20 protein-coding genes are annotated in these 19,437 nt (G+C 59.2%); 16 read left to right on the forward strand and 4 right to left on the reverse strand.

All coding sequences use genetic code 11. The annotated features are described in order from the left end of the window. The first annotated feature begins 61 nt into the window (after positions 1-61). The 6 genes from dibA (at position 62) to AABM55_RS00960 (ending at position 6,340) form a co-directional block, all read left to right on the forward strand. Positions 62-1,981 (forward strand): phosphodiesterase DibA, encoded by a 1,920-nt coding sequence (gene dibA / locus AABM55_RS00935; protein WP_347928572.1) that lies wholly within the window; start codon positions 62-64, stop codon positions 1,979-1,981. 318 nt (positions 1,982-2,299) lie between these two features. Then, positions 2,300-2,482, forward strand: a complete 183-nt coding sequence (oscA, locus tag AABM55_RS00940; protein ID WP_007941032.1) for a sulfur starvation response protein OscA — start codon at positions 2,300-2,302, stop codon at positions 2,480-2,482. A gap of 75 nt (positions 2,483-2,557) precedes the next feature. Continuing rightward, positions 2,558-3,571: a sulfate ABC transporter substrate-binding protein gene (locus AABM55_RS00945; protein ID WP_347928573.1), complete on the forward strand. Its 1,014-nt coding sequence runs from the start codon at positions 2,558-2,560 to the stop codon at positions 3,569-3,571. Positions 3,572-3,642: 71 nt separating this feature from the next. Further along, positions 3,643-4,461, forward strand: a complete 819-nt coding sequence (cysT, locus tag AABM55_RS00950; RefSeq protein WP_054595057.1) for a sulfate ABC transporter permease subunit CysT — start codon at positions 3,643-3,645, stop codon at positions 4,459-4,461. A gap of 13 nt (positions 4,462-4,474) precedes the next feature. Beyond that, entirely contained in the window at positions 4,475-5,347 is an 873-nt protein-coding gene (gene cysW / locus AABM55_RS00955; RefSeq protein ID WP_054595058.1) for a sulfate ABC transporter permease subunit CysW, read from the forward strand. 3 nt (positions 5,348-5,350) lie between these two features. Beyond that, positions 5,351-6,340 carry a sulfate/molybdate ABC transporter ATP-binding protein gene (locus AABM55_RS00960; protein WP_054595059.1) on the forward strand — a complete coding sequence of 330 codons (990 nt, stop codon included), beginning with the start codon at positions 5,351-5,353 and terminating at the stop codon, positions 6,338-6,340. An 81-nt stretch (positions 6,341-6,421) separates the two neighbouring features. On the opposite strand, the gene AABM55_RS00965 is transcribed toward AABM55_RS00960, so the two are convergent. Beyond that, positions 6,422-6,946: an Mpo1-like protein gene (locus AABM55_RS00965; protein WP_347928574.1), complete on the reverse strand. Its 525-nt coding sequence runs from the start codon at positions 6,944-6,946 to the stop codon at positions 6,422-6,424. An 85-nt stretch (positions 6,947-7,031) separates the two neighbouring features. Between AABM55_RS00965 and AABM55_RS00970 the strand changes: the two genes are divergently transcribed. Both AABM55_RS00970 and AABM55_RS00975 read left to right on the forward strand, forming a co-directional pair. Further along, positions 7,032-7,718 (forward strand): Crp/Fnr family transcriptional regulator, encoded by a 687-nt coding sequence (locus tag AABM55_RS00970; protein ID WP_347928575.1) that lies wholly within the window; start codon positions 7,032-7,034, stop codon positions 7,716-7,718. Positions 7,719-7,806: 88 nt separating this feature from the next. Next, entirely contained in the window at positions 7,807-8,172 is a 366-nt protein-coding gene (locus AABM55_RS00975; protein ID WP_347928576.1) for a response regulator, read from the forward strand. 147 nt (positions 8,173-8,319) lie between these two features. Here the strand turns inward: AABM55_RS00975 and AABM55_RS00980 are convergent, their stop codons facing one another. After that, positions 8,320-9,324 (reverse strand): AraC family transcriptional regulator, encoded by a 1,005-nt coding sequence (locus AABM55_RS00980; RefSeq protein WP_054595063.1) that lies wholly within the window; start codon positions 9,322-9,324, stop codon positions 8,320-8,322. A 100-nt stretch (positions 9,325-9,424) separates the two neighbouring features. Here AABM55_RS00980 and AABM55_RS00985 point away from each other — a divergent pair, with 100 nt between their 5' ends. The 8 genes from AABM55_RS00985 to AABM55_RS01020 all read left to right on the forward strand — a co-directional run bounded on the left by AABM55_RS00985 (position 9,425) and on the right by AABM55_RS01020 (position 17,186). After that, positions 9,425-10,498, forward strand: a complete 1,074-nt coding sequence (locus AABM55_RS00985) for a fatty acid desaturase (RefSeq protein WP_347928577.1) — start codon at positions 9,425-9,427, stop codon at positions 10,496-10,498. A gap of 458 nt (positions 10,499-10,956) precedes the next feature. Then, the gene (locus AABM55_RS00990; protein WP_347928578.1) at positions 10,957-11,538 is read left to right on the forward strand and encodes an alpha/beta hydrolase; all 582 of its coding nucleotides are present in this window, start codon (positions 10,957-10,959) and stop codon (positions 11,536-11,538) included. Positions 11,539-11,594: 56 nt separating this feature from the next. Then, a complete protein-coding gene (locus AABM55_RS00995; RefSeq protein WP_347928579.1) occupies positions 11,595-12,530 on the forward strand; it encodes a sigma 54-interacting transcriptional regulator in 936 nt (311 codons plus the stop codon). A 303-nt stretch (positions 12,531-12,833) separates the two neighbouring features. After that, positions 12,834-13,616, forward strand: coding sequence for a MetQ/NlpA family ABC transporter substrate-binding protein (locus tag AABM55_RS01000; protein ID WP_054595067.1), 783 nt, complete (start codon positions 12,834-12,836; stop codon positions 13,614-13,616). Positions 13,617-14,220: 604 nt separating this feature from the next. Then, entirely contained in the window at positions 14,221-14,886 is a 666-nt protein-coding gene (locus AABM55_RS01005) for an amino acid ABC transporter permease (protein ID WP_347928580.1), read from the forward strand. Next, entirely contained in the window at positions 14,867-15,526 is a 660-nt protein-coding gene (locus AABM55_RS01010; protein ID WP_054595069.1) for an amino acid ABC transporter permease, read from the forward strand. The genes AABM55_RS01005 and AABM55_RS01010 overlap by 20 nt, the downstream gene beginning before the upstream one ends. Beyond that, positions 15,523-16,305, forward strand: a complete 783-nt coding sequence (locus AABM55_RS01015; protein ID WP_347928581.1) for an amino acid ABC transporter ATP-binding protein — start codon at positions 15,523-15,525, stop codon at positions 16,303-16,305. Before AABM55_RS01010 ends, AABM55_RS01015 begins: the two co-directional genes overlap by 4 nt. Beyond that, entirely contained in the window at positions 16,302-17,186 is an 885-nt protein-coding gene (locus AABM55_RS01020; RefSeq protein ID WP_347928582.1) for a transporter substrate-binding domain-containing protein, read from the forward strand. Before AABM55_RS01015 ends, AABM55_RS01020 begins: the two co-directional genes overlap by 4 nt. Positions 17,187-17,347: 161 nt before the next feature. On the opposite strand, the gene AABM55_RS01025 is transcribed toward AABM55_RS01020, so the two are convergent. Together AABM55_RS01025 and AABM55_RS01030 are read right to left on the reverse strand one after the other, a co-directional pair. Then, a complete protein-coding gene (locus tag AABM55_RS01025; RefSeq protein ID WP_347928583.1) occupies positions 17,348-18,508 on the reverse strand; it encodes an AAA family ATPase in 1,161 nt (386 codons plus the stop codon). 245 nt (positions 18,509-18,753) lie between these two features. After that, positions 18,754-19,383, reverse strand: a complete 630-nt coding sequence (locus AABM55_RS01030; protein WP_054595073.1) for a bifunctional 2-polyprenyl-6-hydroxyphenol methylase/3-demethylubiquinol 3-O-methyltransferase UbiG — start codon at positions 19,381-19,383, stop codon at positions 18,754-18,756. Positions 19,384-19,437: the final 54 nt, after the last annotated feature.

Below are 19,437 nucleotides of genomic sequence, written 5' to 3' on the forward strand. Positions count from 1 at the left end.
GTGGCTGGATGTTTCTTTAATCTATAATTCCAACCTTTTTTGTAAGGCCATGGACGACCGAATGTCTGCTTCTTATCGCGATGCCCTGCGTGCAGCGCTGCTCTACCTGGTGTTTTCTGTCGTTTGGCTGAAATTCACTGGTTATTTATTAACCAATTTATTCGATGAATCCGCAGATCTTCAGCAATGGCAACTGATCAACGGTTATGTCTGGGTGGTGCTTAGCGCTGGGTTTATCTTCACCGCCCGGGCTCGTTTGCTGTGTTTTCTTGGAGTCGGCGCCAAATTACGCCAGCGAAACGAAGATCGCGCACGATTGCGCCAGGCGCAGGCGGTGTTCGATTGCACGCGAGAAGGGGTATTGGTCACTGACCGCCAGGGGGTGATCGTCCACGTCAATCGGGCCTTTATGGACATCACCGGTTATCAGGCCGAAGAGGTGTTGGGCCAGAGGCCCAGCCTGTTCAAGTCCGGTCATCATCCGCCGGATTTCTATCAAGTGATGTTCGAGAGTCTGAAACGTACCCGCGAATGGAGCGGCGAGATCTGGAACCGGCGCAAAAGCGGTGAAATTTATCCGCAATGGCAGACCATCCGGGTCATTCACGATGACCATAGCCAGCTCAGCCACTATGTGGCGGTGTTTTCCGACATCAGCGCGATCAAGAACTCCGAGCACGAACTCGCGCATCTGGCGCACCACGACCCGCTGACCGACCTGCCCAATCGTTTGCTGTTCAGTGATCGCGTCGAGCAGGCGCTGGCGTCGGCGCAGATCCACAAGCGTGGGTGTGCGTTGCTGATGATCGATCTGGACCATTTCAAGATGATCAACGACAGTCTCGGGCATAACGTTGGCGATCAACTGCTCAAAGCGACGGCGGTGCGTCTGCAAGGCCTGTTTGGCCCCGGTGTTACGCTGGCGCGTTTGGGTGGCGACGAGTTTGCCGTGTTGGCCGAGAACTGTCCGCAAGTGGTGCAGGCGGCCGCGTTGGCGCAGCGGATCATTGAGGGCCTGAAAGAGCCGTTTTTCATCGTGGCTCACCCGTTGTTCATCAATGCCAGTGTCGGTATCAGCCTGTTCCCCAGCGACGCGCTGAGCGCCGAACAATTGCTGCGCAATGCCGATTCGGCGTTGTTCAAGGCCAAGAATTCGGGGCGCGACGGTTATGCCTTGTACACCGAGGAGTTGACTGCCCACGCCCAGCACCGGGTCGAGATGGCCTTCGAATTGCGCCGCGCGCTGGAGCAGCAGGAGTTGCGGGTGTACTACCAGCCGGTGCACGACCTCACGACCCGCCGTTTGATCGGCGTTGAAGCGCTGGTTCGCTGGCAGCATCCACAGCGGGGGCTGGTGCCGCCGGGTGAGTTCATTCCGATTGCCGAACGCACCGGGTTGATCGCCGAGATTGATGCCTGGGTGATGCAACAGGCCTGTCAGCAGATGTGTGCCTGGCAGAACGCCGGGGTGGTGTTGTCATTTGTTGCGGTGAACGTTTCCACCCGCCTGTTTGCCCGGCGCGAACTGTTTGAGCGGGTTGCCCAAGTGCTGCACGACACGGGACTGGACCCGGCGTGCCTGGAGCTGGAAGTGACCGAAAGCGCAGTGATGGACGATCCGGAAGTCGCGCTGGAACAAATGCACCGCTTACGCGAACTGGGCGTGCGGCTGGCCATCGATGACTTTGGTACCGGTTATTCATCGTTGCTGCGACTTAAGCGTCTGCCAGTGCAGAAACTCAAGATCGATCAGGGCTTTGTCGCTGGCCTGCCGTTGGATGAGGACGATGCGGCGATCGTTCGAGTGATCATCGCCCTCGCGCAAAGCATGGGCATGCAGGTACACGCCGAAGGCATCGAGCAGGTCGAGCAGGCGGCGTTTTTGCTCGAGCAGGGTTGTGATCTGGGCCAGGGCTACTGGTTTGGCCGACCGATGCCGGCTCATGAGCTGGACTGGACGCGAGCGCCGGTGATTCGGTAAACACCGCGCTCTTGTGGCGAGGGGGCTTGCCCCCGTTGGGCTGCGCAGCAGTCCCGATATCAGCAGCCCGGTTCTTTCAGACATATCGCGTGTTCCGATTTTACGGCTGCTTCGCACCCGAACGGGGGCAAGCCCCCTCGCCACAGAGGCTGCGAAATTTTCAAAATCTGCAAATCCTTGTCCTGCCAGTTAATGTCTTTCAGTTATATAAACATTCTTAAATAGTATTTTTAAGAATATCTGCGTCTATCTACTATTGCCCTCACGCCGTAAGCAGTGCCGCCACTGCCAGGCACATCTCATTGAAGGAGCAGCACCATGAGCGCATCTCTACGTAGCGTTGACGGCCAGGACGAAGCAACCATTTTGCGTGAGATCCAGAGCGCACTGCGCGATCTGCGCTTTGGGGCAGTAGAAATCACCGTGCACAACGCCCAGGTGGTTCAGATCGAACGCAAAGAGAAATTCCGTTTGCAGAACCCAGGCAACAAGCCGAGCTGAAGCACTACTCAACGGGCAACCCGATTCCGGAAAACCATAAGAACAGCCAACACAAAAGAATTCAGGAGCTGCACCATGTCGTCGATTCGCCGTTACGCTTTGGCCGCTCTGGCCAGCGCTATTTTTACAGGTTCCGCGGTTGCCAAGGATTATGAACTGCTCAATGTGTCGTACGACCCGACCCGCGAGCTGTATCAGGACTACAACACCGAGTTCATCAACTTCTGGAAGAAAGAGCACGCTGGTGACAACGTGAAGATCCAGCAATCCCATGGTGGTTCGGGCAAACAGGGCCGGGCGGTGATTGATGGACTGCGGGCCGACGTGGTGACCCTGGCCCTGGCCGGTGACATCGACGAAATCGCCAAACTCGGCAAAACCCTGCCGGCCGACTGGCAAAAGCGCCTGCCGGACGCCAGCACGCCGTACACCTCGACCATCGTGTTCCTGGTGCGCAAGGGCAACCCCAAAGGCATCAAGGACTGGGGCGACCTGACCAAAAACGGTGTTGAAGTCATCACCCCGAACCCGAAAACCTCCGGCGGTGCGCGCTGGAACTTCCTCGCGGCCTGGGCCTATGGCCTGAAAGCCAACGGCGGTAACGAAGCCAAGGCCAAAGAGTACGTGCAAACGCTGTTCAAGCATGTCCCGGTACTCGACACAGGCGCTCGCGGTTCGACCATTACCTTCGTCAACAATGGTCAGGGTGACGTGTTGCTGGCCTGGGAAAACGAAGCCTTCCTGGCGCTGAAAGAACAGGGCGGCGCTGACAAGTTCGACATCGTCGTGCCTTCGCTGTCGATTCTCGCCGAACCGCCCGTAGCGGTCGTCGACAAGAACGCCGAGAAGAAGGGCAACGAGCAGATCGCCGAAGCCTACCTCAAGCACCTGTACAGCCCGGCTGGTCAGGAAATTGCTGCGAAAAACTTCTACCGCCCGCGTGACAAGGACGTGGCCGCCAAGTACGCCAAACAGTTCCCGACCCTGGAGCTGGTGACCATCGACAAGGATTTTGGTGGCTGGAAATCCGCCCAGCCGAAATTCTTCAATGACGGTGGCGTGTTCGACCAGATCTATCAGGCGCAGTAACCTGAAATAGATCGGCAAACGAGCCCCGAATTCACCGTCGGGGCTTTATGCATTCTCAACCAAGGACTTTTATGTCGCGTCGTATCTCCCCCGTCATACCCGGCTTCGGGCTGACGCTGGGCTACACCTTGGTGTACCTCAGTCTGATTGTGCTCATACCACTGGCGGCGATGTTCGTGCATGCCGCTCAACTCACCTGGGATCAGTTCTGGGCAATCATCTCGGCGCCACGGGTGCTGGCGGCATTGAAGCTCAGTTTCGGCACCGCGCTGTACGCCGCGATCATCAACGGCATCATCGGCACGTTGCTGGCCTGGGTGCTGGTGCGTTACACCTTCCCCGGACGCAAGATCATCGACGCGATGATCGACCTGCCGTTCGCATTGCCGACGGCCGTGGCCGGTATTGCGCTGACGGCGCTGTACACGCCGACCGGTCTGGTCGGGCAGTTCGCCGCGGACCTGGGGTTCAAGATCGCCTACACGCCGCTCGGCATCACGCTGGCGCTGACCTTCGTCACGCTGCCATTCGTGGTGCGTACGGTGCAGCCGGTACTGGCCGACATCCCGCGAGAGATCGAAGAGGCCGCCGCGTGCCTGGGCGCCAAGCCGTTGCAGGTGTTCCGTTACATTCTGATGCCGGCGTTGCTGCCGGCGTGGCTGACCGGTTTTGCCCTGGCGTTTGCCCGTGGCGTCGGTGAGTACGGCTCGGTGATTTTCATCGCCGGCAACATGCCGATGAAAACCGAAATCCTGCCGCTGCTGATCATGGTCAAGCTCGACCAATACGACTACACCGGCGCTACCTCCATTGGCGTGCTGATGCTGGTGGTTTCCTTCGTCCTGTTGCTGCTGATCAACTTGTTGCAGCGGCGCATCGAAACCCCATAAGGAGGCGCGAAAAATGTCCCAATCGTCTATTGCCGCCGCGTCTTCGGCCAACGCCGCCCGTCGTGGCAGCGCTGTTTCTCGGCGAATTCTGATCGGCCTTGGCTGGCTGATTTTTGCGCTGTTCCTGCTGCTGCCGCTGTTCATCGTGGTGTCCCAAGGCTTGAAGCTGGGCCTCGGCGCATTTTTTACCGCGATCTTTGAGCCCGACGCCTTGTCGGCTCTGAAGCTGACCGTCATAGCGGTGTTGATTTCGGTGCCGTTGAACCTGGTGTTCGGCGTAAGCGCGGCCTGGTGCGTGAGCAAATACTCGTTCCGTGGCAAGAGCATGCTGGTGACCCTGATCGACTTGCCGTTCTCGGTGTCGCCGGTGATCGCCGGTCTGGTCTACGTGCTGATGTTCGGTGCCCAGGGGATTTTTGGCCCGTGGCTGCAGGATCACGACATCCAGATCGTCTTCGCCTTGCCGGGCATCGTGCTGGCGACGATTTTCGTCACCGTGCCGTTTGTAGCGCGTGAGCTGATCCCGCTGATGCAGGAGCAGGGCACGCAAGAAGAGGAAGCCGCACGGCTGCTGGGTGCCAACGGTTGGCAGATGTTCTGGCACGTGACCGTGCCGAACATCAAGTGGGGCCTGATCTACGGCGTGGTGCTGTGTACCGCGCGGGCGATGGGTGAGTTCGGTGCGGTGTCGGTGGTGTCCGGGCACATTCGCGGGGTGACCAACACCCTGCCGCTGCACGTCGAGATCCTCTACAACGAATACAACCACGTTGCCGCGTTTGCCGTTGCGAGCCTGTTGCTGATCCTGGCGCTCTTCATCCTGCTGCTCAAGCAGTGGAGCGAAAACCGTATTAACCGCCTGCGCGCCAGCGCCGCGGAGGAATAAGTCATGTCGATCGAAGTCCGTAATGTCAGCAAGAACTTCAACGCGTTCAAGGCGCTGAACAGCATCAACCTGGACATCCAGAGCGGCGAGCTGGTGGCGTTGCTCGGTCCGTCCGGCTGCGGCAAGACCACTTTGCTGCGGATCATCGCCGGCCTGGAAACCCCGGACGCCGGCAGCATTGTGTTCCATGGTGAAGACGTCTCCGGCCACGACGTGCGTGATCGCAACGTCGGCTTTGTGTTCCAGCACTACGCCTTGTTCCGCCACATGACCGTGTTCGATAACGTCGCGTTTGGCTTGCGCATGAAGCCGAAAAACCAGCGTCCGAGCGAAAGCCAGATCGCGGTCAAAGTCCATGAGCTGCTGAACATGGTGCAACTGGATTGGCTGTCGGATCGCTACCCGGAACAACTCTCTGGTGGTCAGCGTCAGCGCATCGCCTTGGCCCGTGCCTTGGCGGTTGAGCCGAAAGTCTTGCTGCTCGACGAACCGTTCGGCGCGCTGGATGCCAAGGTTCGTAAAGAGCTGCGGCGCTGGTTGGCGCGACTGCACGAAGATATCAACCTGACCTCGGTGTTCGTGACCCACGACCAGGAAGAGGCGATGGAAGTGGCCGACCGCATCGTGGTGATGAACAAGGGCGTGATCGAGCAGATCGGTTCACCGGGTGACGTCTACGAAAACCCGGCCAGCGATTTCGTCTACCACTTCCTCGGCGATTCGAACCGCCTGCACCTGGGCGACGACAATCACGTGCTGTTCCGCCCTCATGAAGTGTCGCTGTCGCGCACCGAGCTTGCGGATCACCACGCGGCGCAAGTACGTGATATCCGCCCGCTGGGTGCGACCACCCGCATCACTTTGAAGGTCGAGGGCCAGAGCGAACTGATCGAAGCTGAAGTAGTGAAGGATCACGACAGCCTGACCGGCCTGGCCAAGGGCGAGACGCTGTTCTTCAAACCCAAGGTCTGGCAGAAAGTCGCCAACCTCTGAAAAATATCGCCGGCTTGCCTCTCCCACGGGGTCTGCACTGACCTGTGGCGAGGGAGCTTGCTCCTTCGCCACAAAAGCGTCTTATGCTGCTGCATTTTTGCGATTAATTCGCACCCCACCCGCCCGCGCCTCGATCTGCTCTTTGAGCTCATGCCGCAAGCCCAGTAAAAACCCCAGTTCGGCCACCACAAACAACGGCCCGACGATCAATCCCGTCACATCATCGACAAACGCCGGTTTGCGTCCTTCGTAGTGATGGCCGACAAACTGGATCGCCCAGCCGACCACAAACATCGCAATGCCACTGCTCAACCAGAGCAGAGTGCTGTGCGCCGCAAGAATCTGGCCTAGCCAAACGGACAGGCCCAGCAGCACCGTCATCACCATGCCAAGGCGTATTTCCAGGCGCAAATAGAACCACGCCGACGCCAGCGCCAATAGCACCGCCGGAGACAGCCAGAGCCCGGCCACCGGCCATCCTGGCCGTGACAGCAACACCGCAACGGCGACCACGATCAGTGGAATGCCAATGAAGTGGCTGGCGATGTTGCGCGGGTCACGGTGGTACGCGGCGTATTGACTGAGGTGGTCAACGAGGCTTTTCATTGTTATTCCTCCTGTAGGGATCTCGATCATGCCCTGCGGTCCGTCGTTGCTCTGTCAGCCAGACGACAATCATCTTGGAGTTTTCATGGATATGCAGGTCTGGCGGTCGCGCCTGATGAGTGGCCAGTGGTTCAGCCATTTGCCGCCCTCGTTACAGGATAGTCTGCTGTCCCTGGCCCGCGTGCGGCGGTTGTCGCCGGGGCAACGGCTGTTCAAGCGCGGCGATCCACCGTGTGGTCTGTACGCGGTGCTCGAAGGTGCGATACGCGTGGGCGCCGTGAGCGAACAGGGCAAGGAGGCGTTGTTGAGCCTGATCGAGCCGCCGCACTGGTTCGGTGAAATCAGTCTGTTCGATGGCCAGCCGCGCACCCACGACGCCTATGGCGTGGGCCACTGCATTCTGTTGCACATACCGCAGGCAGCGCTGCTCACCTTGCTCGAAGAACAGCCGCACTATTGGCGACAGCTGGCCTTGCTGATGAGCCATAAATTGCGCCTGACGTTCATCAATCTCGAACAGTTGACCCTGTTGCCGGCCCCGGCCCGCGTGGCGCATCGCTTGCTGATGATTGCCGACGGCTACGGTGAGATCGAACCGGCACGGCGTACTTTGCAACTGCCTCAGGAGCAGTTGGCGTTGCTGCTTTCGCTGTCGCGGCAGACCACCAACCAGATCCTCAAGGAACTGGAGAGCCAAGGCATTCTCAACCTGAGTTATGGCGAGATAGAGATCCTCGATCCAGGGCGGTTGCGGGCGATGGCGAGCGTCTGAGTCGGCCGTCTCATCCGAAATAACCGTTAGTGATGGGCTTTGTGCGCCAAGGCGCCTAGCCTGTGGTGATGATTATTCGAGGTGTGCCATGCGTTTGCTGTTAGTGGAAGACGAACCCGAGACCGCGAAGCTTCTGGCCCGGGGCCTGAGCGAAGCCAGTTATGCGGTGGATGTAGCGGACAACGGCATGGCCGGGCGACGCTTCATCGAAGCGGGTGAGTATGATCTGATCATTCTTGATGTGATGTTGCCCGGCCTCAACGGCTGGCAGCTGTTGCAACAGATCCGCCAGCTCGGTGCAACGCCGGTGCTGTTCCTGACCACTACGGATGGCATTGAAGACCGGCTGCGCGGGTTGGAGCTGCATGAGGATGACTATCTGCTCAAGCCGTTCGCCGTGAGCGAGCTGGTGGCGCGGGTGCGCAAGTTGCTGCGCCGTGATCGGGGGCGCTGAACCTTCTGTGGTGTCTGGGAAATTGCTATCGCGAGCAAGCTTTGCTCCTACGGATTTGTGGTGAAGCACAACGCTGGATCGACGTGAATCCGTAGGAGCAAGGCTTGCCCGCGATGAGGCCGGCAAAAGCGGCCAAATCCCGACGCTTTACCGCAACCCATCGCGAAACTGCCCCGGCGTCATCCCGGTCCAGCGTTTGAAGGCGCGGCTGAAGCTGCTGGAATCGGCGAATCCGAGCAGGTAGCTGATTTCGCTCAGCGAACATTGGGGGTCTCGCAAGTGCAGCAACGCCAGATTCTCACGACACTCATTGAGCAGCGTATCGAACCGGCAACCTTCGTCCGCCAGGTGCCGTTGCAGGCTGCGCAAACTCAAGTGCAAGGTCTCGGCGATACGTTCGGCGCTGGGTTCGCCTTCCGGCAGCTGTGCTTCGATGGCATCGAGCACCTTGCGCTCCCAGGTCAGCAGGCGCAGTTGCGTCAGGGCGCGCTTGAGTACGGTTTCGTTGTGTTCGGCGAGTTCCGGGTTGGCGTCATCCAGATGGCTTTCGAAGTCTTCGATGGAAAACTCCAGCCGGTCTTCATCAGCAGCAAAGAAGATCGGCGCGCGGAACACCGCGTGCCATTGTTTCGGGTCGGCCGGTTCCGGGCGACGCAGGTACACCGCCAGCGGCGCGTAGTCCCGGCCCAGACGGTTGCGACAGGTGCGCACGTAGATCGCGGCGAAGGCGTCGATTGCTTCCCGTGCTGGCGCCGGGCTGCCTTCGGGCACCTTGAGGGTGAAGCAATAACGATCTTCGCCACGGGTCAGTTCGAGGTCCAAGGCGTCGCTGATCACCTGGTGATACCGCACGATGCGCTCGAACACCTCACGCAGACTGCCGCTGGCCACCAACGCATAACCCAACGCGTGGAAGGTGGTCGGGCTGACGAATCGCGACACCCGCAAACCAATCGCCGGATCGCCGCTGACTTCGACCGCCAGCTCCCACAGTCGGGTCGTGGCCGATAACGGATAGCGGGCGTTCGGGTCGTCCATCAGTTGCGGGTCGAGCCCGGCTTGCAGGCACAGCGCGTTGCTGTCGAGGCCGAGGGCATCGAGTTGTTTGCGCAATGCGCGGGTCCAGCTGGCGAGGGAGGTGGGTTCAATCATGATGATTGGCGCTTCCGGTCAACAGGTTGGCGTTCACAGCTAACGCCCGAAGCAATCGCACAGGGCAGGATGCGAACATCAATAACTAAAGGATGGAAGCATGTACGGTACTTCTGCAAGTCCTCAACGCCTGAATGCACAACAACGATCTGCACACATTCGTGAAGTGGTGCTCGCCCGCGGTGTCGAACTGCGTAAGCGTTACCCGATTCTCGATCATCAGGACGCCTTGGGCGTGGGCATTCTGGCCTTCGCCCTGGCCGGGATGATTGGCTCGGCGGCGCTCTACATGACCGGGCATATGGCCTGGTGGGCGTGTTTGCTGCTGAATGCGTTTTTTGCCTCGCTGACCCATGAGCTGGAACACGACCTGATCCACAGCATGTATTTCCGCAAGCAACGCCTGCCGCACAACCTGATGATGGGCTTGGTCTGGCTGGCGCGGCCAAGCACCATCAACCCGTGGATCCGCCGTCATCTGCACCTCAACCACCACAAGGTGTCCGGCAGCGAAGCTGACATGGAAGAGCGCGCGATCACCAACGGTGAACCCTGGGGCATCGCGCGTTTGCTGATGGTCGGCGACAACGTGATGTCGGCATTCATCCGCATGCTGCGGGCCAAGACCTGGGCGCACAAATTCAGCATCATCAAGCGCTCTTTGAAGGTTTACGCGCCACTGGCGCTGGTGCACTGGGGCGCGTGGTACCTGTTTCTCGGTTTCCATGCGGCCAACGGCATTGCGTCTTTGCTGGGCTCCTCGGTGGAGTGGTCGGCGACCACGCTGTCGGTGATGCAGGTGATCGATATCGCCGCCGTGGTGATCATCGGCCCGAACGTGCTGCGCACCTTTTGCCTGCACTTCGTCAGCTCGAACATGCACTACTACGGCGACATCGAGCCGGGCAACGTGATCCAGCAGACCCAGGTGCTGAACCCATGGTGGATGTGGCCGTTGCAAGCGTTCTGCTTCAACTTCGGCAGCAGCCATGGCATCCATCATTTTGTAGTGAAGGAACCGTTTTATATCCGCCAGCTGACCGTCCCGGTGGCGCACAAGGTGATGCGCGAGATGGGTGTGCGCTTCAACGATTTCGGCACATTTGGACGGGCGAACCGGTTTGTGCGCAAGGCGCAGCAGACAACCGAAGCGGTGCGGGGGGCTCAAGCGTAGATCGTTCCAAAACGTGTCCCACGACAGCTTTTTGATTTCGGGAGGGGCCGGAAGTGTTGATTTATTTATTCGATATAGGTCTATATAAATGAAAAAATATTACTTTCGGAAATAAGTCATTGAGGCAATGATTCATCCATCGAAGTGATTGCGTGGGAGTGCCAGGCGCAGGCAGATCGATTCATCGAACCGCAACTTATCCGTGTTAAACATTTGAGGACTACCGAGCTGTCGGTGATGACCGCGCGGTACAAAATAGTGATTTCCGGGGCCGTCTCCTTGGCAGGGTGCGGCCCCTTTTTTTCTCGACAAAGCGCAGGCTCCTACATCTGGTCTCCGGTATCAGGTACCTATCGCATATTCTATTTACGTCTTAATAAATAGCTTCTTATTCCTTAACGAATATAAATCCTATCCCTATACTCGACCAGGAACAGACACGCACAGGAGAGCTCCCCATGCGCAACGAGTCAATTCGCTACCTGATTGTGCCGGGCTGGCAAGGATCGCCAGAGGATCATTGGCAAAGCCATTGGCAGAACAGCCTGCCGAACAGCGCGCGGGTAGAGCAGGCCGACTGGCTGACGCCGCGCCGCGAGGATTGGGTCGCGGCGCTGGCCGAAGCGATTGATGCCGACAGCACGCCGGTGATCCTGATTGCCCACAGCCTGGGTTGCATCACCGTTGCCCATTGGGCGGCTACTGCGCCGATTCAGGCATTGCGTCAGGTTCGCGGGGCCTTGCTGGTGGCGCCTGCCGACGTCGAGCGCCCGGCCTGTGTGCCTGCGTTGCGTAACTTTGCACCGATTCCGACGCACCTGCTGCCGTTCCCGAGCCAGGTGGTGAGCTCCGACAACGATGCCGCTGTCAGCGCTCCGCGGGCGCTTGAGTTGGCACGAAACTGGGGCGCCGAAGCGGGGATTCTGGCGGGTGCCGGGCACATCAATGTGAAGTCTGGCCACCATCGTTGGGAGCAGGGTTTTGCCTACCTGTATCGCCTGCAAAACCGCATGGAACATCACGCCCTGCGCCGCGCTTGAACCTCTTTATTATTTAAACGCCCCCGTCTCCTGGCGGTTCTGGGCGGGAGTCTGCCATGAGTTTGCATGAATCTTTCGGTCAGCCCTTGCTGACCTTTCCCGACGCTGAAAAAAGCCCGTTGAGCATTCGCGCCAAAGCGCTGGTGTTTGTCGACCCGCGTTCGCGGCAGCTGCGCCAGGAGCTGGAGCAACTGGCGCCGCGCTCGATCTCGGTGTTGATTCGCGGTGAAACCGGCAGCGGCAAAGAGCTATTGGCGCGACATATCCACCGCGCCAGTGATCGCGGTGGTTTGTTCGTATCGGTCAACTGCGGCGCCATCAGTCCAACCTATGCCGATGCCGAGTTGTTCGGTTATGCCGGCGGCAGTTTCAGTGGTTCGGCCAGCAGTCGCGCCGGCTGGTTTGGTTCGGCCAATGGCGGGACCTTGTACCTGGATGAAATCGGCGATTTGCCGTTGCCGATTCAGATCAAATTGCTCGCCGCCCTGGAGAATCACGAAGTCACCCGCGTCGGCGCGCAACAACCGAGCCCGGTGGATGTGCGCCTGGTGGCGGCGACCAGCATCGATCTGACGCAAGCGGTGGCGGCTGGCAAATTTCATGAGCGGCTCTACCACTACCTCAGCGAAGGTCAGCTCGAATTGCCGGCCTTGCGTGAGCGAGTCGGTGACATTCAGTCATTGGCCGAGTATTTCCTCGGTATCTACAGCCAGCGCCTCAATCTGCCGGTACCGTTTATCAGCGACGCGGCCCAGCAGGTTCTGGAACGGCACAGCTGGCCGGGCAATACCCGTGAGCTGGAGAACGTCATTCACTTTGCGTTGCTGGTGAGCAGTGGCGAGGAAATAACGCCTGCGCATTTGAATTTGCCTCAGGTGGTTGCGCCATTGGAGTTGATCGAGCGAGAGGCAACGCAGCTCATCACCTCCGGTTCTGCCGGCGAGCGCGCAGCGCTTAAACGTTTGCTCGAAAACCTGACGCAAACCTTTTAACCCCCTGTGGCGAGGGAGCTTGCTCCCGCTGGGGTGCGAAGCGCCCCCAACAAGGCGACTGCGGTTTTTCAGAAAGTACGCGGTGACCTTTTTGGGGCTGCTTCGCACCCCAGCGGGAGCAAGCTCCCTCGCCACAGGAGTTAGGTGTCTTTTTTGTGTATGAACAAAATGGAATATGAAAGTGAATAAAAGATATTGTTCGGGAATAAAAAATCTCGGTATCGTCCGCACCACACCAGCGATAGCACGTCACTGGCATTTCATTTTTTAGCCGTTGTCGACAACGACAAATAAGGACACTGCATGAAAAAGGTTCTGTTGTTCACCGCATTGGCGGCTGCCCTGACTGCGGGCCTGGCCCAGGCTGGCGAAAAACTGGTGGTTGCCGCAACGCCGGTGCCGCACGCCGAGATCCTCGAACTGATCAAACCGACCCTCGCCAAAGAAGGCGTGGATCTGGAAATCAAGGTCTTCACCGACTACGTACAACCGAACGTGCAGGTCGATCAGAAGCGTCTGGACGCCAACTACTTCCAGACCCTGCCGTACCTGCAAAGCTTCAACGAAGGCAAAGGCACTCACCTGGTGACCGTGATCGGCGTACACGTCGAACCGTTCGGCGGCTACTCGAAAAAGGTCAAAACCCTGGCTGAGCTGAAAGACGGCGCGACCATCGCTATCCCGAACGAAGGCAGCAACAGCGGCCGTGCGCTGATCCTGTTGCAGAAAGCCGGCCTGATCGAATTGAAAGACCCGAAAAACGCCCTGGCTACCCCGAAAGACATCGCCAAGAACCCGCACAACTTCAAGTTCAAGGAACTGGAATCGGCGATGCTGCCGCGTGTGCTGGATCAGGTCGACCTGGACATGATCAACACCAACTATGCGCTGGAAGCGGGTCTGAACCCGGCTAAAGATGCACTGGTGATCGAAGGTGCGGATTCGCCCTACGTGAACTTCCTGGTCGCGCGTCCAGACAACAAGGACAGCGTAGCGATGCAGAAACTGGCCAAGGCCCTGACCAGCCCTGAAGTGAAGGCATTCATTGCCAAGAAGTACAACGGCGCGGTACTGCCAGCGTTCTGATTGAGCGGTATACCCTTCCGAGGTTTCAACGCCGACGGCTTTCGATAGCGTCGGCGTTTTTGCGTGGTCGTACTTCCTGTGGCGAGGGAGCTTGCTCCCGCTCGGGTGCGCAGCAGCCGCATAGCCAGCCGATGAGATGTATCTGACAGAATATCTGGGGTCGCTTCGCCCGAGCGCGGACCGACCCGCGGGAGCAAGCTCCCTGGCCACAAGATCACAAGATCAATCAGGCCACTCTGGCCTTCAACGCCCTGCGTAACGCCGTCAATAACTTCACGATGTCCTGCGGATCCAGCCGCTGGGGTGTTTTCACGTCTGCCATTTTTATCGTCCTTGTGATGGTTTGGCCGGGGAGTGTGGCCGCGCGCTGCTCGTCCTTGGAGGGGCAATCTGAAAAAAAGATCCTTCCTACAGCGCAAAGGGAAATAGCTGTCTCCTGCTGCTGCCGCCAATCCAGCGAATAGTTTTTTGCGTGATATCAATATGCTTTATCGGTATTTAAATGTTTCTTTTTATACCTTTAAGGTTAGTGCCTGCCGGGTTGTTATCCACAGCCCAATGGACTGCGCCACCGTCGCTTACCCTGCGGCGTTCAGGATCTTCAATGACGTTCGATTACGCTTTCATCCTCAGCACCCTGCCAGCGTTTCTGCGCGCTGTGGGTGTGACGCTGCAGGTCGGTCTGATCGCCATCAGCACTTCGTTGCTGGTCGCCCTGATCAACGCGACGCTCCTGGTGTTCCGCACGCCGTACTTGCAGCGCCTGGTGGCGTTGTACGTGGAGTTGGCGCGCAACACGCCGCTGCTGATTCAACTGTTCTTCGTCTACTTTGCATTGCCAGCGCTTGGGGTGAAGGTTTCCGGTTTTGCCGCGGCGATCATTACCATGACCTTTCTTGGCGGCGCCTACCTCACTGAAGTGTTGCGGGCCGGCGTTGAAGCGGTGCCTGCGGCGCAACTGGAGTCGGGGCGCTCGATCGGTTTGTCGCACTGGCAATTGCTGCGTTACGTGATCCTGCCGCAAGCGGGGATCCTCAGCCTGCCATCGCTGTTCGCCAACTTCATTTTCCTGCTCAAGGAAACCACCGTGGTCTCGGCGGTGGCGGTGCCGGAGATTCTCTACACCACCAAGAGCTACATCGCGCTGTATTACAAAACCTACGAAATGCTCGCCGTGCTGACGCTGATCTGCGTGTTGCTGTTCTTGCCGTTGTCGCTGCTGCTCAGCCGCCTGGAAAGGAGGCTCCAGCATGGCCAGTTCGGGTCTTGAATTGCTTTGGGTGTCTTTGCCGCAGTTAGGCAAAGGCGCTGCGCAAACCTTGTCGATTTCGTTTTTGAGTATCGCCATCAGCACAGTGGGCGGGGTGCTCTACGGCGTGCTGTGCAGTCTGAATTCGAAGTGGTTGAACGCGTTGCTGCGAGTCTATCTGGAACTGTTCCGGGCAATCCCGGTGCTGGTCTGGCTGTATTTGCTGTTCTTCGGCCTGCCGATTTTTTTCGGCCTGAGCCTGCCGAGTTTCTGGTGTGCGGTGCTGGTGCTGTCGTTGTGGGGCGCCAGTGAAGTTGGCGAAGTGGTGCGCGGCGCCCTGCATTCCTTGCCCCGTGGCCAGCGTGAGGCGGGGCTGTCGATCGGGCTGTCCGGGCCGCAGCTGTTCGGTTACGTGTTGCTGCCCCAGGCACTGAAACGCATGACGCCACCGACCATCAACGTCTACACGCGGATCATCAAGACCAGCTCGCTGGCGGTGTTGATCGGCGTGGTCGACGTAATCAAGGTCGGCCAGCAGATCATCGAGCGTACCTACGAGTCGGTGCTGATCTACGGCGCGTTATTCCTGTTTTTCTTCTTTATCTGCTACCCGCTTTCGGCCGCTTCCCGCGTGCTGGAACGGCGCTGGACGCAAGCATGAATGCATTGATCGAATTCAAGGGTTTCAACAAGTTCTTCGGTGAGCATCAGGTCCTCAACGGGATCGACTTGAGCGTCAAAACCGGCGAGGTGATCGTCATTCTTGGCCCCAGCGGCTGCGGCAAAAGCACTTTGCTGCGTTGCCTAAACGGTCTGGAAGTTGCCCACAGCGGCGAGCTGCGTTTCGCCGGGCGCGAGTTACTGAACAAGACCACCGATTGGCGCGAAGTGCGCCAGCAGATCGGCATGGTGTTCCAGAGTTATCACCTGTTCCCGCACATGAGCGTGCTCGACAATCTCCTGCTCGGCCCGCTCAAGGTGCAAAAACGCCCAGCGCGTGAAGCTCGCGAACAAGCCTTGGCGCTGCTGGAACGGGTCGGTCTGGCGGACAAGCGCGAGGCATTCCCGCGCCAGCTTTCCGGTGGTCAGCAGCAACGCATCGCCATCATCCGCTCACTGTGCATGAACCCGCAGGTGATGCTGTTCGATGAAGTCACCGCGGCCCTTGATCCCGAGATGGTCAAGGAAGTGCTGGAAGTGATTCAGGGCCTGGCCCGCGACGGCATGACGCTGTTGATCGTGACCCACGAGATGGCTTTCGCCCGCGCGGTGGCGGACCGCATTGTGTTCATGGACGCCGGGCGCATCCTCGAACAAAACCCTCCCGAGATTTTCTTTACGAACCCGCAAACCGCACGAGCGCAGCAGTTCCTGGAGAAGTTCTCCTACGTCGAAGCACTGCCCAAAAAGACACTTGCAAAGGAACTGGAACCCTCATGAAAACTGCCAAGTCTTCACTGCTGCTACTCCCATTGTTCGGCCTCGCGCTGTTGGCCGGGTGCAATAAATCCGAAGCGCCTGCCAAACCTGCGGCCTCTACCGCCAGCGCGGCACCGGCGGCCAGCTACCTGGAGAAAATCAAGGCGCGGGACAAGCTGATCGTTGGTGTATTCACCGACAAACCGCCGTTCGGCTTCGTCGATGAAGCCGGACGCTACGTGGGGTTTGACACCGACATCGGCCGTCAATTTGCCAAGGACCTGCTGGGCGACGAGAACAAGGTCGAGTTCGTCGCGGTCGAGCCGGCGAGCCGGATTCCGTTCCTGCAAAGCGACAAGGTCGATCTGATCCTCGCCAACATGACCGTCACCCCGGAGCGTAAGGAAGCGGTGGAGTTCACCAACCCGAACCTCAAGGTTGCGGTTCAGGCGCTGGTGCCGCAGGCAAGTTCGGTCAAAAACCTCGATGACCTGGCGACCCGCACCACTATCGTGACCACTGGCACCACTGCCGATATATGGCTGACCAAGAACCACCCGGACTGGAAGCTGCTGAAGTTCGAGAAAAATTCCGAGTCCCTGCAAGCCTTGGCCAATGGTCGCGGCGATGCATATGCGCAAGACAACCTGGTGCTGTTCAGCTGGGCCAAACAGAACCCGGGCTACCGTGTGCTGACCGAAACCCTCGGTGCCGAGGCACCGATTGCGCCTGCGGTAAAGAAGGGCAACATCGAACTGCGTGACTGGGTCAACGCCGAGCTGGCGAAGCTGGGTGAAGACAAATACCTGCTCAAGCTTTACGACCAGTACGTGCGTAAAGAACTGAGCGATGACACCCACCCTGAAAGCGTGATTGTCGAAGGCGGGAAGTGGCAGGGCTGATTGTTTGAGCGTTCCCATGCTCTTGTGGCGAGGGAGCTTGCTCCCGCTCGGATGCGCAGCAGCCGCTTCTGACAAAACGCATTCTTAGGTTTAGGGCCGCTACGCGCCCCAGCGGGAGCAAGCTCCCTCGCCACAAGAGCATGGGAACGATCTGTGTAGGCTCAGTCCGGCCAGTTCCACGCAGGTTCGTCCAGCATCCCCTGGCCGACGATCCCCGTCTGGCCGAAATTTTTCTCCAGCACGATGGCGTTGCATTCGGGGGCTTGCTGCAATGCTGCGATCAAGCGGCTGGCGTGGGACACCACCCACACCTGGCACTGCTCCGAGGCGCGGATGATCAGTCGCGCCAATGCCGGCAGCAGGTCCGGGTGCAGGCTGGTTTCCGGTTCGTTGAGCACCATCAGCGTCGGCGGCCTTGGCGTCAGCAGGGCGGCGATCAGCAGCAAGTAACGCAAGGTCCCGTCCGACAGCTCGGCGGCGGATAGCGGTCGCAATAATCCTTCCTGATAAAACTCGATGGCAAACCGCGCGCCTTGCAGCGGCTGGATGTTCAGCCGGGCGCCGGGGAATGCATCGCTGATCGCCGCGTGCAGCGCCTCGGGATCACCGATTTCTATGATGGTTTGCAACGCTGCCGCCAGGTCGCGGCCATCGTGATGCAATACCGGCGTGCGCGTGCCCAGTTGTGGTTGACGAACCGGCGCCTCGGCGTCGCTGCGAAAGTGATCGTAAAAGCGCCAACGGCGAATGAACTCACGCAGCTGCAATACCTCGGGTGAGGCGTGCAGGCTGCCGACCTGATCGAACAGGCTGTCGAATGCCGGTGTGTGCTGGGCCAGCACCTCCCAATCGCGCTCGACCCGCGAGCGAATCACCGCCCCTGCACGATTCACCAGCAGACTCGCCGGGCGGTACAGCGGCCCCGACCAGATGCATTCACGCTTGATTTCCGGGTCCAGGGAAAATTCTGAGCGCGACGGTTCCGGCAGGCCCAGGGCGATTGCGTAACTGAAATCCTCACCGGCAAAGCCCAGGCGCAAGCGCTTGGGCGACCGGCGCACGCTGGCTTCGACCGCCACCTCACCGTTGCGCATGCGCCGGCTGATGTTTTCCGGGCCGGCCCAGAAGGTCGAATCCAGCCCACCCTCGCGCGCCAGTGCGTTGACCACGCCGCCCTGAGCGGTTTCGGCCAACAGCCGCAGAGCGCGGTAGAGGTTGGACTTGCCGCTGCCATTGGGCCCGGTGATGAGATTCAGGCGCCCGAGCGGGATCACCAATTTATTGATCGAGCGGTAATTGGCCACCGCGAGGGTTTTGAGCATCCGCGAGCTCCTGCTGTGTTGCCCGGCAGTGTGCCTTATTGTCGGCAGAACGATGATCCTCAAAAGTGTGCGGTTGTTGCTGTGCAACGCCGGTCCCGGACGGAAGTTCGTCGTTGGCCTGAGTTTCTTTGCCTTGCTGGCTGCGAGGCCTTCGGCAAGGCGCTGCACCCGCGCATAGACGAGCTGACGGCCGAGCTGCGCCGGAATTCCTTGTCGACCTGAATGGAGCGCGGGAACGATTATGCCTAAGAGGCTTTACGCCAGACACTCGCCAACCAAGGCTGCTGATCCCGCGGCAGCCCGGCCGGCCGGTAGTAATGCTCCAGCTCGACAAACCCCGCTTCAGTGAGCAGCTTTTGCCACGCCGCCAGATCGTGATACGCGCCAAAGCGCGGGCCATTCCAGCCTTCGCGGTTATCCCCGCGTGGATTCGAACTGAACAACACACCGCCCGGCTTCAACGTCCCGTGCAACTGTTTCAGCACCCGAGGCAACTCCTGAACCGGAACATGAAACAGCACCGCGTTGGCGAAGATCCCGTCGAAGCGTTCGGCCGGCAGATCGAGTTTCAAAAAGTCTTGCTGCCAGACCTCACAGCCGCTGTCCTCGCGGGCCATCTGGGCGAAACGTTCGGAGCCGTCGAGGCCAATGGCAATATGGCCCATGCGGGTGAAGGTTTGCAGGTCGCGGCCGGGGCCACAGCCGAAATCGAGCAGGGTGAACGGCGCCGAGCCCTGTATGTGCCGCAACAGCGCGTCGATGTTCTGGCTGACATCGTGGTCGCGTGTGCCTTCACGGAAACTCTCGGCCACCTGATCATAATGGCCCAGAGTGGTCGCGGTGATCTGTTTTAGGTCGTCGGGGGTGTGTTTCATGGCGGCTGCGCAGGCAAAGGGTGAGTTCGCCGAATATACCCCTTGAAGATGATC

The sequence above is a fragment of the Pseudomonas helvetica genome (genome assembly GCF_039908645.1).
In the GTDB taxonomy this organism is placed as follows: domain Bacteria; phylum Pseudomonadota; class Gammaproteobacteria; order Pseudomonadales; family Pseudomonadaceae; genus Aquipseudomonas; species Aquipseudomonas helvetica.